At 71.4% G+C, this 15,253-nt stretch carries 14 protein-coding genes and 1 pseudogene; 6 read left to right on the top strand and 9 right to left on the bottom strand.

What is annotated here, in order from left to right; genetic code table 11:
* Positions 1 to 37: 37 nt before the first annotated feature.
* From G6039_RS19550 to G6039_RS19535, 4 genes are all read right to left on the bottom strand, one after another.
* Positions 38 to 1,348 carry a hemolysin family protein gene (locus tag G6039_RS19550; protein WP_029544339.1) on the bottom strand — a complete coding sequence of 437 codons (1,311 nt, stop codon included), beginning with the start codon at positions 1,346 to 1,348 and terminating at the stop codon, positions 38 to 40.
* A 24-nt stretch (positions 1,349 to 1,372) separates the two neighbouring features.
* Positions 1,373 to 1,915 carry an rRNA maturation RNase YbeY gene (ybeY, locus tag G6039_RS19545; protein ID WP_006943887.1) on the bottom strand — a complete coding sequence of 181 codons (543 nt, stop codon included), beginning with the start codon at positions 1,913 to 1,915 and terminating at the stop codon, positions 1,373 to 1,375.
* 67 nt (positions 1,916 to 1,982) lie between these two features.
* A complete protein-coding gene (locus tag G6039_RS19540) occupies positions 1,983 to 3,050 on the bottom strand; it encodes a PhoH family protein (protein WP_006943882.1) in 1,068 nt (355 codons plus the stop codon).
* A 62-nt stretch (positions 3,051 to 3,112) separates the two neighbouring features.
* Entirely contained in the window at positions 3,113 to 3,787 is a 675-nt protein-coding gene (locus tag G6039_RS19535; RefSeq protein ID WP_043801750.1) for a TetR/AcrR family transcriptional regulator, read from the bottom strand.
* 127 nt (positions 3,788 to 3,914) lie between these two features.
* Between G6039_RS19535 and G6039_RS19530 the strand changes: the two genes are divergently transcribed.
* Entirely contained in the window at positions 3,915 to 5,489 is a 1,575-nt protein-coding gene (locus G6039_RS19530; protein WP_043801746.1) for an MFS transporter, read from the top strand.
* A 4-nt stretch (positions 5,490 to 5,493) separates the two neighbouring features.
* Here the strand turns inward: G6039_RS19530 and G6039_RS19525 are convergent.
* Positions 5,494 to 6,285: pseudogene (locus G6039_RS19525) on the bottom strand (alpha/beta hydrolase family protein).
* Between the two features lie 57 nt (positions 6,286 to 6,342).
* Between G6039_RS19525 and G6039_RS19520 the strand changes: the two are divergent.
* Entirely contained in the window at positions 6,343 to 6,525 is a 183-nt protein-coding gene (locus G6039_RS19520; RefSeq protein ID WP_029544346.1) for a hypothetical protein, read from the top strand.
* 79 nt (positions 6,526 to 6,604) lie between these two features.
* Here the strand turns inward: G6039_RS19520 and G6039_RS19515 are convergent, their stop codons facing one another.
* The 3 genes from G6039_RS19515 to hrcA form a co-directional block, all read right to left on the bottom strand.
* Complete coding sequence (locus G6039_RS19515) at positions 6,605 to 7,366, bottom strand: 16S rRNA (uracil(1498)-N(3))-methyltransferase (protein WP_029544348.1); 762 nt, start codon at positions 7,364 to 7,366, stop codon at positions 6,605 to 6,607.
* Between the two features lie 10 nt (positions 7,367 to 7,376).
* Entirely contained in the window at positions 7,377 to 8,525 is a 1,149-nt protein-coding gene (gene dnaJ / locus G6039_RS19510) for a molecular chaperone DnaJ (RefSeq protein ID WP_006933832.1), read from the bottom strand.
* A 71-nt stretch (positions 8,526 to 8,596) separates the two neighbouring features.
* Positions 8,597 to 9,640, bottom strand: a complete 1,044-nt coding sequence (gene hrcA, locus G6039_RS19505) for a heat-inducible transcriptional repressor HrcA (RefSeq protein WP_029544351.1) — start codon at positions 9,638 to 9,640, stop codon at positions 8,597 to 8,599.
* A gap of 149 nt (positions 9,641 to 9,789) precedes the next feature.
* On the opposite strand from hrcA, the gene G6039_RS19500 reads away from it, so the two are divergent.
* Positions 9,790 to 10,125 (top strand): type II toxin-antitoxin system VapB family antitoxin, encoded by a 336-nt coding sequence (locus tag G6039_RS19500; RefSeq protein ID WP_006933828.1) that lies wholly within the window; start codon positions 9,790 to 9,792, stop codon positions 10,123 to 10,125.
* A 139-nt stretch (positions 10,126 to 10,264) separates the two neighbouring features.
* Here the strand turns inward: G6039_RS19500 and hemW are convergent, their stop codons facing one another.
* Entirely contained in the window at positions 10,265 to 11,467 is a 1,203-nt protein-coding gene (gene hemW, locus G6039_RS19495; RefSeq protein ID WP_029544353.1) for a radical SAM family heme chaperone HemW, read from the bottom strand.
* A 383-nt stretch (positions 11,468 to 11,850) separates the two neighbouring features.
* On the opposite strand from hemW, the gene G6039_RS19490 reads away from it, so the two are divergent.
* From G6039_RS19490 to cysD, 3 genes are read left to right on the top strand one after another with little or no spacing between them, the layout of a single operon-like run.
* Positions 11,851 to 13,578 carry a nitrite/sulfite reductase gene (locus G6039_RS19490; protein ID WP_006933822.1) on the top strand — a complete coding sequence of 576 codons (1,728 nt, stop codon included), beginning with the start codon at positions 11,851 to 11,853 and terminating at the stop codon, positions 13,576 to 13,578.
* The gene (locus G6039_RS19485) at positions 13,575 to 14,312 is read left to right on the top strand and encodes a phosphoadenylyl-sulfate reductase (RefSeq protein ID WP_029544355.1); all 738 of its coding nucleotides are present in this window, start codon (positions 13,575 to 13,577) and stop codon (positions 14,310 to 14,312) included. The genes G6039_RS19490 and G6039_RS19485 overlap by 4 nt, the downstream gene beginning before the upstream one ends.
* Positions 14,309 to 15,253, top strand: coding sequence for a sulfate adenylyltransferase subunit CysD (cysD, locus tag G6039_RS19480; protein ID WP_006933809.1), 945 nt, complete (start codon positions 14,309 to 14,311; stop codon positions 15,251 to 15,253). Before G6039_RS19485 ends, cysD begins: the two co-directional genes overlap by 4 nt.

Genomic DNA, 15,253 nt, shown 5'->3' with positions numbered 1-15,253 from the left:
ATCGGCACGGTGGGTGTCGTGGCGTCGACGGCCGCGGTCACCCGTCGACCGATTCCTCGGCGGCGGTCTCGGCCGTCTCCGTCGCGGGGACCCGTTGCACGTACACGGTGTTGATGCGGACCCGGCCCCGGGCGTCGCGGCCGCCCTCGCCGCGCAGCCGCAGACCGTGGGTCTCCACTTCGGAACCCGGCAACGGTACCCGGCCGAGCACGAACCCGAGCAAACCGCCAACTGTGTCGACCTCGATGTCGTCGAGCGCAACGTCGAACAGGTCACCGAGGTCCTCGACGGGCAACCGCGCGGAGACCCGGAAGGTGTCGTCGCCGAGATCCTCGACGGGCGCGATCTCTCCGGTGTCGTACTCGTCGGCGATCTCGCCGACGATCTCCTCGATGATGTCCTCGATGGTGACCAGCCCGGCGATGCCGCCGTACTCGTCGACGAGCAGCGCCATGTGGTTGCGGTCGCGCTGCATGTCGGCCAGCAGATCGTCGAGGCGCTTGGAATCCGGCACGAACACCGCCGGGCGCATCACCTCGGCGACGGTCACGCTCCGGCCGCCGTCGCGCGAATAGTAGGTCTGCTGCACCAGGTCCTTGAGATACACGACGCCGCGGATGTCGTCGACGTTCTCGCCGATCACCGGGATGCGGGAGTGCCCGCTGCGCACCGCGAGCGACGTCGCCTGGCCGGCGGTCTTGTCCACCTCGATCCACACCATCTCGGGGCGCGGCACCATCACCTCGCGTGCGGTGGTGTCACCGAAGTCGAACACCGACTGGATCATTCGCCGTTCCTCGGCGGCGACGACGCCGCGCTCCTGCGCCATGTCCACCAGCTCGCGCAGTTCGATCTCGTTGGCGAACGGCCCGTTCCGGAATCCCCGGCCGGGGGTGATCGCGTTGCCGATCAGGATCAGCAGCCGGCTCAGCGGGCCGAGCAGGACACCGATCACGCGCAACGGCACGGTCCCGGCCAGGGCGATGGGGTACGCGTGCTGGCGACCGAGGGTTCGGGGGCCCACGCCGATCACCATGTAGTCCACGAGCACCATGATCACGGCGCTGGCCACCAGCGCCCCGGTGTGGCCCATCCAGTCGAGCAGCGCCGCCACCAGCACCACCGTCGCGGTGATCTCGCACAGGATGCGCAGCAGCACCATGAGATTGACGTACCGCGGCCGGTCCTCGAGGATCACCAGCAGCTTCTGCGCGCTGGGCCGCTCGCCCTTGGCGAGTTCCTCCACGCGGGCCGGGGAGACGGTGTTCAGCGCCGAGTCGACCGCCGCGAACAGCCCGCCGAGCGCCACCAGCACGACGGCGACGACGACGAGCGCGGGGGCGCTCACGCCAGTGCTCCGATCACGAGGCCGCTACCGCTCGGTCGGGTCGAAGAAGCCGGCCTTGCCGAGGAGCTGCTGATCGCGGGCCGCGAGCCTGGCCTCGTGCTCGGCGCGCCGCAGTTCCTCGTACCACTCCTCGAGGAGCTGGTTCTGCAGACCGAACATCTCCTTCTCCTCGTCGGGCTCGGCGTGGTCGTAACCGAGCAGGTGCAGCATCCCGTGGACCGTGAGCACGGCGAGTTCGTGCGCGAGCGAATGGCCGGCCTTCTCGGCCTGTTCCGCGGCGAAAGACGGGCACAGCACGATGTCACCGAGCATCGAGGGGCCGGGCTCGGGGGCGTCGGGGCGGCCGCCGGGCTCGAGTTCGTCCATGGGGAAGGACATCACGTCGGTGGGGCCGGGCAGGTCCATCCAGCGCATGTGCAGATCGGCCATGGTGTCGGAGTCGACGAGCACCATCGACAGTTCCGCGGCCGGATGCACGTCCATCCGGGCGATGACGAACCGCGCGATGTCGATCAGGTCCTCCTCGGCGACGTCCATCCCCGATTCGTTCGAGATCTCGATGCTCATCTGTGGCGTTCCTTCTGGGCGGATGCGGACACGGCGGGTACGAGACGGGCGGGGCCCTCGGTCACGGTCACCGGCGCGGCACCCGGCTCTGGGCTGCTGCCCGCCGCTGGGCCCGGTTGCCCATGGCGACGCCGGCCGGCCGATCGGCCTCGAAACGCTCGTAGGCGTCGACGATGTCGGAGACGAGCCGGTGTCGCACCACGTCGCTGCTGTCGAGGACGGCGAAATGGATGCCGTCGATGCCCTCGAGGATCTCGGCGGCGGCCGCCAGCCCGGAGCGGGCACCGCCGGGCAGGTCCACCTGCGTGGTGTCGCCGGTGACGACGATCTTGGAACCGAAGCCGAGACGCGTCAGGAACATCTTCATCTGCTCGGCGGTGGTGTTCTGCGCCTCGTCGAGGATGATGAACGCGTCGTTGAGGGTGCGTCCGCGCATGTACGCCAGCGGCGCGACCTCGATGACCCCGGCCTGCATCAGCTTCGGGATGGCTTCCGGGTCCATCATGTCGTGCAGCGCGTCGTGCAGCGGGCGCAGGTACGGGTCGATCTTCTCGTGCAGCGTGCCCGGCAGGAAGCCGAGCCGCTCCCCGGCCTCGACGGCGGGCCGGGTGAGGATGATGCGGGTGACCTGCTTCGACTGCAGCGCCTGCACGGCCTTGGCCATGGCGAGGTACGTCTTGCCGGTGCCCGCGGGCCCGATGCCGAACACGATCGTGTTGGTGTCGATGGCGTCGACGTAGCGCTTCTGGTTGAGGGTCTTGGGCCGGATGGTCTTGCCGCGCCGGGACAGGATGTCGAGGCTGAGGACGTCGGCCGGCGAGTCGGACAGACCCTGCGTGAGCATGCCCACGGTGCGGCGCACCGCGTCCGGGGTCACCGCCTGCCCGCGTCCGACGAGGGTGACGAGCTGCCCGAGCACCCGTTCCGCGAGCGCGACGTCCGCCGGCGCGCCGGTGAGGGTGACGGAGTTGCCGCGTACGTGGATGTCCGCACCGAGGGCCCGTTCGAGGGCGATGAGATTCTCGTCGGCCGAGCCGAGCAGCGGCGCCGCAGCTTCGGGCGGCAGGTCCAGGTGGGAACGGACGGTGGTCCGTTCGGCGTTCCCGGTGTCTCGGGTGTCGTCTGGTTCACTCACGTGGACGGTACGGCCTGCTTTCGGTTCGTCTCGCGCACGACGGGCGTCGTGACGATGCCAGTCTAGCGCCGGGCGTCCCCGCGCCCCACCGCATTGCCGCCCGGGCCGTGCGCCGCGCGCCGATCCCGCTGCGCTCGCTGGGCCCGCTGGACGACGTCGACGGCCCGCTCCGGCGGGACCCCCATGAGGACGAGGGCGGCCAGGGCGACGGTCTCCCCGGCGTCGTGCACCACCCCGAGATTGGCCTGCTCGAGAGTCGCCATGGTGAGCCCCTCGAGCATCCCGACGAGGACGACGGCCGGAAGGTAGGCGGAGAACACCCCCGACCGGCAGCCCCGCTCCACGATCGCGAGGGTGCGGGCGCGCAGCGGGGCGATGAGTTCGCCGATGCGCTCGTCGCCGACCTCCTTGCGCGCGAAGGACAGCAGCACGCGGAAGCGGTCACCGACGGGCCAGGTCATCAGGGCCGCGGCGGCGAGCGCCAGGTCGGGCTCCTCGGGGTCCGGCCGGTCGACCGCGGCGGCGAGCGCGGCAGCCGCCTCCTCGGCGATGCCGTCGACGAGCGCCTCGCGGTTCGGGAAGTGGGCATAGACGGTGCGGCGCACCACGCCGGCGGCTCGCGCGACGTCGTCCATGCTGGCGTCCGGGTCGGCGGCGAAACACCCCATCGCCGCCTCGAGGATCCGGGCTCGGTTCCCGCTCGTCCGCCGCCGCGGCCCCCGGACCGGTTCCGCCACGCTGACACCTTCTTCCGCCGCCGGGTGTGACGTCCGTCAACTTTACTTGCACACACGTGTGCAAATTTCTAACTTGCACAGTGTTGTGCAAATTGCTGCCGATGCCCGCATCCCGTGAGGAGCGCCGATGACCTCGATCCTGACCCGCTCGACCGCAGATCCCACCCGCCCGTATCCGCGACGGTGGGCCGGCCTCGCCGTGCTCTGCCTGAGCCTGCTGATCGTCGTGATGGCGAACACCGCGCTGATCGTCGCGGCGCCGAGCATGCTGCGCGAACTGCGGCTCACCAGCACCGACATGCAGTGGGTGATCGACGGCTACACCGTCCCCTACGCCGCGCTGATGCTGCTCGCCGGCGTCCTCGGCGACCGCTACGGCCGGCGGCGCGCCCTCCTCGCCGGCCTGGCCGTCTTCGCCGCGGGGGCCGTGTTCGGCAGCCTCGCCGGCACCGCGACCGAGGTGATCGTCGCCCGCATCACCATGGGGGTCGGCGCCGCGGTGATCATGCCCGCGACCCTGTCCCTGCTCGTCGCCATGTTCCCGGCCTCGGAACGGCCCCGCGCCATCGCCGCCTGGGCCGCGACCTCCGGACTGGCGATCGCGCTCGGCCCGTTGCTCGCGGGCTGGCTGCTCGAACAGCACGCGTGGGGTTCGACCTTCCTCATCAACGTGCCGATCGCGGCGTTCGCCGCGGTCGCGGCGCTCGCGCTGGTGCCGCCGTCCCGGGCCGAGCACCTCACCCGCATCGACTGGGCCGGCGGCGCCCTGTCCGTGGCGGCCGTCGGCGCCCTGGTCTTCGGCATCATCGAGGGCTTCCACTTCGGTTGGAACGCAACGTCGCTCGGATCCGTGGCGGTCGCGGCCCTCGCCGGTGCCGCGTTCGTCGCCTGGGAACTGCGCCACCCGCAGCCGCTGCTGGACCTCGGGCGGGTCACCGACCGTTCCGTCGGCGGCGCGTGCCTGTCCGTGCTGCTGCTCTTCCTCGCGTCGTTCGGGGCGATCTACTTCGTGGCGCAGCACTTCCAGTTCGTGTTCGGCTACAGCCCCCTCGACACCGGTCTGCGCCTGCTCCCCCTGGCCGGGGCCGTGTCGATCGGATCGGCCGTGAGCGGGCGGCTGGCCCCACGCCTCGGTGCCCGCGTCGCGATCGGTGCCGGAACGGCCGTCGCCGCGGCCGGCGTCCTCGCTCTCGCCCTCGTCGACGACGGTTCCGGATACGGGCTGTTCCTCGTCTCGCTCGTGCTCCTCGGCCTCGGCATCGGGCTGGCCGCACCCCCGGCCACGGACCTCGTGATGAGCGGATTCCCCGAGTCCGACCTCGGCGCCGCAGGGGGCCTGAACGACACCGCGGTCGAGCTCGGCGGATCCCTCGGCATCGCCGTGCTGGGCTCGGTGCTGGCCACCACCTACCAGCGCGAGATCTCCGGATTCCTCACGGGACTGCCGCTCGCGACTCTCGACGGGCCGATGGCCGCCCAGGCCGACGCGGCCGTCGCTGCGGCGGGCGATTCGGTCGGCGGTGCGGCGATCGTCGCCGAGGAGCTGGCGAAGAACCCGTTCGTCTCCTCCTACGCCCAGCCGCTTCTCGACGCATCGGCCTCCGCCTTCTCGCAGGCGATCACGTCGGCGAGTCTCGTCGGCGGCCTTGCCCTGGCCGTCGGCGCCGTCGTCGTCGTCGCGGTCCTGCCCCGCCGCGGCTGAGCGCTCAGCCCGCCGAGCGCGCCCCCGAGCCCAGCGGTTCGGGGGCGAGCAGCAGGTCGCGCGACAGTGCCCAGCTGCGGGTCCGCTTGTCGAGGAACGCGAAGTGGTCCTCCCCGTCGACGACGTGCAGTTCCACCGGATCGCCCGCGGCGACCGCCGCCGCGGCATAGCGCTCGGCGACCTTCACCGGTACCTGGGCGTCCTCGGTGCCGTGCACGAGAGCGACCGGCACACCGATCGGCACCCGGTGCCGGGGCGACGCCGACCGGTACAACTACGGATCCGCGTCGTAGGGCTGACCGAACAGGTCCTCGATGTACCCGATCCGCCGGCCGCGTTCACCCGCGGACGCGAGGTCGAGCGCACCCGCCTGGGAGACGACGAGTTCGGGGCGCACCTGCGTGCGCTGACCCGCGAGCCACACGGCGAGCTGACCGCCGGCCGAGTGCCCGACGACCCGCACCCGGGCCGGATCGAGTTCGACACCCGCGGCCAGGGCCCGCTCGGCCACCGCGGTGGCGACGGCGTCGAGGGCCGCGACGACGTCGGCGGACATCTCCGGCCACCGCCCGCCCGCGCCGAGCCGCCGGTACTCGACGTTCCACGCCGCCACACCGTGCGCGGCGAGTTCGAGCGACAGCGGCGTGCCGAGGTTGAGGTGGTACTTCCCGCTCCAGAAGCCGCCGTGGACCACCATCACGACGGGCACGGGCCCGGCCGGATCCGCGGCGTCCGGCAGGTACAGGTGGCCGAACTGCTGCGGCTGCGGACCGTAGGCGATACGGGTTCGGGACATGCGTGACACGCTAGTGCAGCGGCAGCCGCGCACCGTGCGGGAGCCGCAGGGGCTCATGTGGACGACCAGCTTCCCGCGCTGGAGGCGATCGTCGGCTCCGGCAGCTACCCGACGTTCGCCCGGTCACTCGTCGCACTCTCCGCGGAGGGCTACGACTTCGACCTCGACCACCTGTTCGAGCTAGGCCTGGGTGCGCCGCTCGACGGCCTGGCCGTACGGCTCGACCGCCGGGCCCCGTGAAGCGCGGTCCGCGCGGCGAGATCCCCAGGAAAACCCGGAACCGGAAGCCTCCGAACGCGTTCCGGAGCCGGTTCCCGGGTCATTCGACGGGCCGGGCGCTCCACCGTGCGGTGAGCACTCCCACCGCTCCGAGCGCGACGGCCGCGGCGGTGGACGTTCGCAGCACCGTCGGCCCGAGCAGCACCGGCCGGGCCCCCGCGGCCGTCAGCGCCGCGATCTCGGCGTCGTCGACGCCGCCCTCCGGCCCGACCACGAGCATCAGCTCGGGGACGTCGGCCAGCGGCAGCGCGGCGAACGGTTCGGTTGCCGACTCGTGCAGGACCGCCGCGACACCCCCGCGGGCGACGGTCGCGCGCACGGCCTCGGCGACGCCCGCGGTCCGCTGGACCGGCGCCACCTCGGGAACGTGGGCGCGCCGGGACTGTTTCGCGGCCGCCACCGCGACGGCCTGCCATCGCGCGACGCCCTTGGCCGCCTTCGGCCCGTCCCAGCGGGCGACGCACCGCGCGGCCTGCCACGGCACGAACGCGTCGGCACCCGCCTCCGTCGCCAGCTCCACGGCCAGTTCGGAACGATCGGACTTCGGCAACGCCTGCACCACGGTGACCCACGGGCGCGGTGCGGGGACCTCGCGCCGAGCCAGGACGCGGGCCTCGAGCCGGTCCTTCGCGGTGGCCGTCACCTCCACGTCGGCGACGTGGCCGCGGCCGTCCGACAGGACGAGGCGCTCACCCACCGCGATGCGCCGCACCGTCGCCGCATGGCGGCCCTCCTTGCCGTCGAGGACCGCGACAGCCCCGGCCTCGGGCAGCGGATCGAGATAGAACAGGGTTGCGGCCACCGCCCAAGCCTCAGCGCGCGCTGAACGCGTCGCGCAGCCGGGAGAAGAAGCCCCCGGCGTGCTGCGAGCCGGTGGTGACGACCTCGGGCACCTCGTGCTCGCGCTTGCGACGGAACTCCTCGAGGAGCTTGGACTGCTTGCCGTCGAGCTTCGACGGGACCACCACCTCGAGGTGGGCGTGCACATCCCCGCGCACCCCGGAGCGCAGTTTGGGCATGCCGTGGCCCCGCAGCACCGCCACCGACCCGGGCTGCGTGCCGGGTTCGACGGTGATCTCGGCGGGTCCGTCGATGAGGGTGTCGAGCACGACGGTGGTGCCCAGCGCCGCGTCGACCATCGGGATCCGGATCGTGCAGTGCAGGTCGTCGCCGTCGCGCACGAACACGTCGTGCGCCTGCTCGATGATCTCGACGTACAGGTCGCCGGCGGGGCCGCCGCCGGGGCCGACCTCGCCCTGCGCGGCCAGCCGGATGCGCATGCCGTTGCTGACACCGGCCGGCACCTTGACCGTGATCTCGCGGCGGGCCCGCACCCGGCCGTCGCCGCCGCACTTGCGGCACGGGTCCGGGATCGTCTCGCCGGCGCCGCGGCAGGTCGGGCACGGCCGCGAGGTCATCACCTGGCCGAGGAACGAGCGCTGCACCGACTGCACCTCACCGGCGCCGCCGCACGTCTCGCAGCGCACGGGCTTGGAGTCGCCGTTGGTACCGGACCCGGCGCAGCCGTCGCACAGGATCGCGGTCTCCACGGCGATCTGCTTGCTGACACCGGTGGCGCACTCCTCGAGCGTCAGCCGGGTGCGCAGCAGCGAGTCCGCGCCGGGCTGGACGCGGCCCCTGGGCCCGCGGGACGTGGTGGCCCCGCCACCGAAGAACGCCTCGAACACGTCGCCGAGGCCGCCGAAGCCGGCACCGGAGAAGCCACCGCCCGCCCCCGGCCCGGACCCGAGCGGATCCCCGCCGAGGTCGACGATGCGCCGCTTCTCCGGGTCGGAGAGCACCTCGTACGCTGTGGAGATCTCCTGGAACCTCTTCTGCGCCGCCTCGTCCGGGTTCACATCCGGGTGGTGCTCGCGCGCGAGCTTGCGATACGCCCGCTTGATCTCCTGATCGGTCGCGTTCTTCGACACGCCGAGCGTCCCGTAGTAGTCCCGTGCCACGTGAGTTCTTCGTCCTTCTCTATTCGCACAGATGTTGTGTCGTCGGATGGTCCGTCCGCGCCGCCCGGCGCTCAGCGTTCGCCGAGTACCTCACCGATATAGCGGGCGACCGCAGCCACCGACGCAATGGTCCCCGGGTAGTCCATCCGGGTGGGGCCGAGCACACCGAGGCCGCCGAAGACGGTGCCCGCGGCACCGTACCCGGTGGACACCACGGACGTGCCGCGCATCTGCTCGACCTGGGTTTCCTCGCCGATCCGCACCGTCACGCGGCCGGCGTCCTGCGTCGCCGCCAGCAGCTTGAGGACCACCACCTGCTCCTCGAGCGCCTCGAGCACGGTACGCAGCGAGCCGGGGAAGCCGGCGTGCGGGTCGAAGTCGGCGACGTTACGCGTCAGGTTCGCCGTGCCGCCGAGCACGAGCCGCTCCTCGGGATGCTCGACGAGGGTTTCCACCAGCACGGTTGCGCAGCGGATGACCGCATCGCGCAGCTCGTCGGGCGCATCCTCGGCCAGCTCGCTCACCGCGATCGACGCCGCGGCGAGCCGCTTACCGGTCAGCGCGGCACCGAGCAGGTCCCGCAGCCGCGACAGGTCCTCCTCGCCGAGGACGTCACCGAGCTCGACGATGCGCTGGTCCACCCGGCCGGAGTCGGTGATGAGCACCAGCAGCAACCGGGCGGGGGTCAACGCGACCACCTCGAGGTGGCGGACCGACGAAGCCGACAGCGTGGGGTACTGCACCACCGCCACCTGCCGGGTCAGCTGCGCCAGCAGCCGGACGCCGCGCCGCAGCACGTCGTCGAGGTCCACACCCGACTCGAGGAACTGCAGGATCGCCCGGCGCTCGGCCCCCGAGAGGGGCTTGACGTCGGCGATCCGGTCGACGAACTGGCGGTAGCCCTTGTCCGTGGGAACCCGGCCGGAGCTGGTGTGCGGCTGGGTGATGTACCCCTCGGCCTCGAGCACGGCCATGTCGTTGCGGACCGTCGCGCTGGATACGCCCAGGTTGTGGCGCTCGACGAGCGTCTTCGAACCGATGGGTTCCTTGGTGGACACGTAATCGGCCACGATCGCTCGCAACACCTGGAAGCGCCGTTCCTCGGTGCTCGACATCCCGCCCACCTCCGTCTCTGCTGTCGCACCCGGAACGGCACGCACCACCGCAGGACGGTGCACTGCGTGCCGTTTCGCTCCAGTTTAGTCGCCGGTCCCGGACGGCGAGCGGGACGGCGCCCGCCGGCGAGGCGTCGTAAGTTGGTGCCATGATTTTCAAGGGCGTCCGGGACGGCAAGCCGTATCCCGACCACGGGCTCTCGCTGCGCGACTGGGCGCAGATCCCGCCCCGGCAGGTGCGGCTCGACCAGATCGTCACCACCACGAAGGTGCTCGAGCTCGACCGGCTGCTGTCGGAGGACTCCACCTTCTACGGCGACCTCTTCCCGCACGCGGTCCAGTGGAAGGGTGTGCTGTACCTCGAGGACGGCCTGCACCGGGCCGTGCGCTCGGCGCTGCGCAACCGCACCGTCCTGCATGCGCGAGTGTTCGACTACGACGCCCTGTTCCCTCACGCCCCGGACGCCGACACCACCGAGGCGTAGATATCGCACCGCTGCGCGGCCGGGACATCGCACCGCTGCGCGGTCGGGACATCGCACCGCTGCGCGGTCAGGACATCGCACCGCTGCGCGGTCAGGACATCGCACCGCTGCGCGGTGAGGGCGCCGGGCGGCTGCGCGGTCAGGTCAGGATCGCGCGCACCACCGCGTCGGCGAGGAGCCGGCCGCGATCGGTGAGCACCAGCCGGCCGGCGCGCAGGTCGGCGAGGCCGTCCGCGACGACGGTCTCGGCGGCGCGTCGTTCCTCGGGGGCGAGCACGTCCAGCGGCAGGCCGGTGCGCAGCCGCACCTCGAGCATCACCCGTTCGGTGTGGACGTCGCCGGCGGTGAGCAGTTCGCTGCCCCCGACCGGGAGCCCGCCGGCGGCGAGCGCGTCCGCGTAGCGCGCCGGGTGCTTGACGTTCCACCAGCGGACGCCGCCGACGTGGCTGTGCGCGCCCGGCCCGGCCCCCCACCAGTCGCCGCCGTCCCAGTAGCCGAGGTTGTGGGCGCACCGCGCCGACGGATCGCCGGCGCGCGCCCAGTTCGACACCTCGTACCAGGTCAGGCCGGCGGCCTCGAGCCGCGCGTCGATGCGCTCGTAGCGGGCCGCGAGCACGTCGTCGTCGGGGGCCGGCAGTTCGCCCCTGCGCACCCGGCGGGCGAGCGCGGTGCCGTCCTCGACGATCAGCGCGTACGCCGAGACATGATCGACGTCCGCAGCGAGCACGGCGTCGAGGGACGCGTCGAGGTCCTCGTCCCGCTCGCCGGGGGTGCCGTAGATCAGGTCCAGGTTGACGTGGTCGAATCCGGCGGCCCGCGCCTCGCCCGCGGCCGCGACGGCCCGGCCCGGGGTGTGCGTGCGGTCGAGCACCGCGAGCACGTGCGGAGCGGCGGACTGCATGCCCAGCGACACGCGGGTGTAACCGGCCCCGCGGATGCCGTCGAAGAACTCCGGCGACGTCGATTCCGGGTTGGACTCCGTCGTCACCTCCGCGCCCGGGGCGAGGCCGAAGCTCGACCGGACCGCCGCGAGCACCTGCGACAGGCCGTCGGCACCGAGCAGCGACGGGGTGCCACCGCCGACGAAGACGGTCTGCGCCGCCGGGGCGCCGAGCAGTCGCGCCGCGATGTCGAGCTCGCTGCGCAACCCCTCGAGCCACGACTGCGGAGACGCGGACGTGCCGAGCTCTCCGGCGGTGTAGGTGTTGAAGTCGCAATAGCCGCAGCGGCTCGCGCAGAACGGGACGTGCACGTACACGCCGAACGGGCGGGAACCGACACCGGCGAGGGCCGAGGCCGGCAATTCGAACCCTGCTCCGACTCCGACATTGGTTCCACTCACTCCCCCAGTGTTCCAGAAGGCCGACCGGAGCCCGCCGCCCGGACACGGCCCGGACACGCCACCCCGGCCCGGCGCTGTCACCTCGGCATTTCCCCGAAATTCGGCGTAAATACCGCCACGTTTCGAGAACAGGCCCGTGACATGGCACAATGGTCCGCATGACCGGACCCGGAGTGCGACTCGTGGCGCGACGCCACGTCGACCTCAAGCGTGTCTGTGCATCGCGGTGTCTGTCCTGCACCGCCGGTTTCTGCGCCGACTGTCGATAGTCGGCCCCACCCCCGGCAGCCCCCGCTTCCCGCCGGGTCGAGGCATGTCCGCGCCGGGCTCAGCCCGCCCTGCCGATCCCGATCCGGTCCCTCGCGAACTCCAGGAGTACCCGTATGTCGTCGACCACCGACGTCTCCCCCGCCGGCGATACGACCGAAACCGCCGCGGCCCGCCGCCGCCCGGCCCGGCCCGCCAAGCAGCGCGCGGAGGGCCAGTGGGCCCTCGGCTACCGTGAGCCGCTCAACCCCAACGAGCAGGTCAAGAAGGACGACAACCCGCTCAACGTGCGCCGGCGCATCGAAGACATCTACGCGCACACGGGATTCGACGGAATCGACCGGAGCGACCTGCGCAACCGCTTCCGCTGGTGGGGCCTGTACACGCAGCGCGAACAGGGCTACGACGGCACCTACACCGGCGACGAGAACATCGATCTGCTCGAGGCGAAGTACTTCATGATGCGGGTGCGCTGCGACGGCGGCGCCCTGAACCTCGCGCAGTTGCGCACGATCGCGGGGATCTCGACCGAGTTCGCTCGCGACACCGCCGACCTGTCGGACCGCGAGAACGTCCAGTACCACTGGATCGAGGTCGAGAACGTCCCGGAGATCTGGCGCCGTCTCGAATCCGTCGGCCTGAAGACCACCGAGGCGTGCGGCGACTGCCCCCGCGTGGTGCTCGGTTCCCCCCTCGCCGGCGAGTCCCTCGACGAGATCATCGACGGCACACCGGCGGTCGAGGAGATCGTCCGCCGCTACATCGGCGACCCGAAGTACTCGAACCTGCCGCGCAAGTTCAAGACCGCGATCTCCGGTCAGCAGGACGTGGTGCACGAGATCAACGACGTCGCGTTCGTCGGCGTGAACCACCCCGAGCACGGCCCCGGCTTCGACCTGTGGGTCGGCGGCGGCCTGTCGACGAATCCGATGCTGGCGCAACGGGTCGGCGCGTGGATCCCGCTCGCCGAGGTGCCCGACGTGTGGGAGGCCGTCGTGTCGGTCTTCCGCGACTACGGCTACCGCCGCCTGCGCTCGAAGGCGCGGCTGAAGTTCCTGATCAAGGACTGGGGCGTCGAGAAGTTCCGGGACGTTCTCGAAACGGAATACCTGAAGCGGCCGCTGCTGGACGGACCCGCGCCGGAGAAGCCGGCGCGCCCGATCGACCACGTGGGCGTGCAGAAGCTGCGCAACGGGCTCAACGCGGTCGGCGTCGCCCCCATCGCGGGCCGGGTCTCCGGCACGATCCTCGCCGCCGTCGCCGACGCGGCCGAGAAGGCCGGATCCGATCGCATCCGCTTCACGCCGTACCAGAAGCTCATCGTGCTCGACGTCGCCGACGAGAAGGTAGATCAGCTGATCGCCGACCTCGGCGAACTGGGCCTGCCCGCGAACCCGACGCCGTGGCGCAAGAACCTGATGGCCTGCACGGGCATCGAGTTCTGCAAGCTCTCGTTCGTCGAGACCCGCAAGCGTTCGCAGGCGCTGGTGCCCGAGCTCGAGCAGCGCCTCGCCGACATCAACGCCCAGCTGGACGTTCCGGTGACGATCAACATCAACGGCTGCCCCAACTCGTGCGCGCGTTCCCAGGTCGCCGACATCGGCTTCAAGGGCCAGCTCGTCGACGACGGGGACGGCAACCAGGTGGAGGGTTTCCAGGTGCACCTCGGCGGGACGCTCGGCATGGATGCCGCGTTCGGCCGCAAGCTGCGCCAGCACAAGGTGACCAGCGCCGAGATGGGCGACTACATCGAGCGCGTGGTGCGCAACTTCGTCAAGCACCGCACTGCGGGAGAACGCTTCTCGCAGTGGGTGCTGCGCGCGGACGAGGCCGATTTGCGATGACCGGGGAGCAGACGATCGAAGGACGGAACGTGACCACGACACGGACAACGGAGGAACTGAGGGAGCTGGCCGCGCAGGGGGCGGCCACTCTCGACGGCGCCTCGGCGCGGGAACTGCTGCAGTGGACCGAGGAGAACTTCGGCGACTCGTACATCGTGGCGTCGAACATGCAGGACGGGGTGCTCGTGCACCTCGCGGCGCAGGTGCATCCCGGCGTGGACGTGCTGTTCCTCGACACCGGTTACCACTTCGCGGAGACCCTCGGCACCGGTGACGCCGTGGCGCAGGTGTACGGCGTCAACCTGGTCGAGGCCAAGGCGCAGCAGACGGTGGCCGAGCAGGACGCACTGCTCGGCAAGGATCTGTTCGCGCGGGACCCCAACGAGTGCTGCCGCCTGCGGAAGGTGGTGCCGCTGAAGGAGACCCTGAAGGGCTATCAGGCGTGGGTCACCGGCATCCGCCGGGTGGAGGCCCCCACCCGGGCCAACGCCCCGCTGATCTCCTTCGACGATGCCTTCGGGCTGGTGAAGATCAACCCGATCGCCGCGTGGTCCGACGAGGACATGCAGAACTACATCGACGAGCACGGGATCCTCGTCAATCCCCTGGTCGACGAGGGCTATCCGTCCATCGGGTGCGCCCCCTGCACCGCCAAACCACTACCCGGAGCCGATCCGCGCAGCGGACGGTGGGCCGGCCGAGCCAAGATCGAATGCGGGTTGCACGCCTCATGACACTCATCGACACGAATTTCTCCGAATCCCGGCGCAAGTCGGACGGCGACAGGTTCGACACCCTCGACGCGCTCGAGTCCGAAGCGATCCACGTCTTCCGCGAGGTCGCCGGCGAATTCGAGCGCCCGGTGATCCTGTTCTCGGGCGGCAAGGACTCGACGGTCCTGCTGCATCTGGCGCTCAAGGCCTTCTGGCCCGCGCCGCTGCCGTTCGCGCTGCTGCACGTCGACACCGGGCACAACCTTCCCGAGGTCCTCGAGTTCCGCGACCACGTCGTCGAGAAGTACGGGCTGCGGCTGCACGTGGCGAAGGTCGAGGACTACCTCGCCGACGGCCGCCTCACCGAGCGGCCCGACGGGATCCGCAATCCGCTGCAGACGGTGCCGCTGCTCGACGCCATCGCCGAGAACCGCTTCGACGCGGTGTTCGGCGGCGGCCGCCGCGACGAGGAGCGCTCCCGCGCCAAGGAGCGGATCTTCTCGCTGCGCAACGCCTTCGGCCAGTGGGATCCCAAGCGGCAGCGGCCCGAGCTGTGGAACCTGTACAACGGCCGGCACGCCCCCGGCGAGCACGTGCGGGTCTTCCCGCTGAGCAACTTCACCGAGCTCGACATCTGGCGGTACATCGCCCGGGACAACGTCGAACTCGCCGGCATCTACTACGCCCACCAGCGCCCGGTGTACCGGCGCGACGGCATGTGGATGACGCCCGGCGTCTGGGGCGGCCCGGCCGAGGGTGAGGAACTCGAGGTCCGGTCGGTGCGCTACCGCACGGTCGGCGACGGCTCCACCACCGGCGCGATCCTGTCCGAGGCCGCCGACAACGAGGCGATCCTCGCCGAGGTCGCCGCGTCGCGGCTCACCGAGCGCGGGGCGACCCGCGGCGACGACCGCGTTTCCGAAGCGGCCATGGAGGACCGCAAGCGAGAGGGATATTTCTGA

Origin of the sequence: Rhodococcus aetherivorans, assembly GCF_011058165.1 — a bacterium.
Classification (GTDB): domain Bacteria; phylum Actinomycetota; class Actinomycetes; order Mycobacteriales; family Mycobacteriaceae; genus Rhodococcus; species Rhodococcus aetherivorans.
This window is presented reverse-complemented; position numbering and strand designations above follow the sequence as displayed.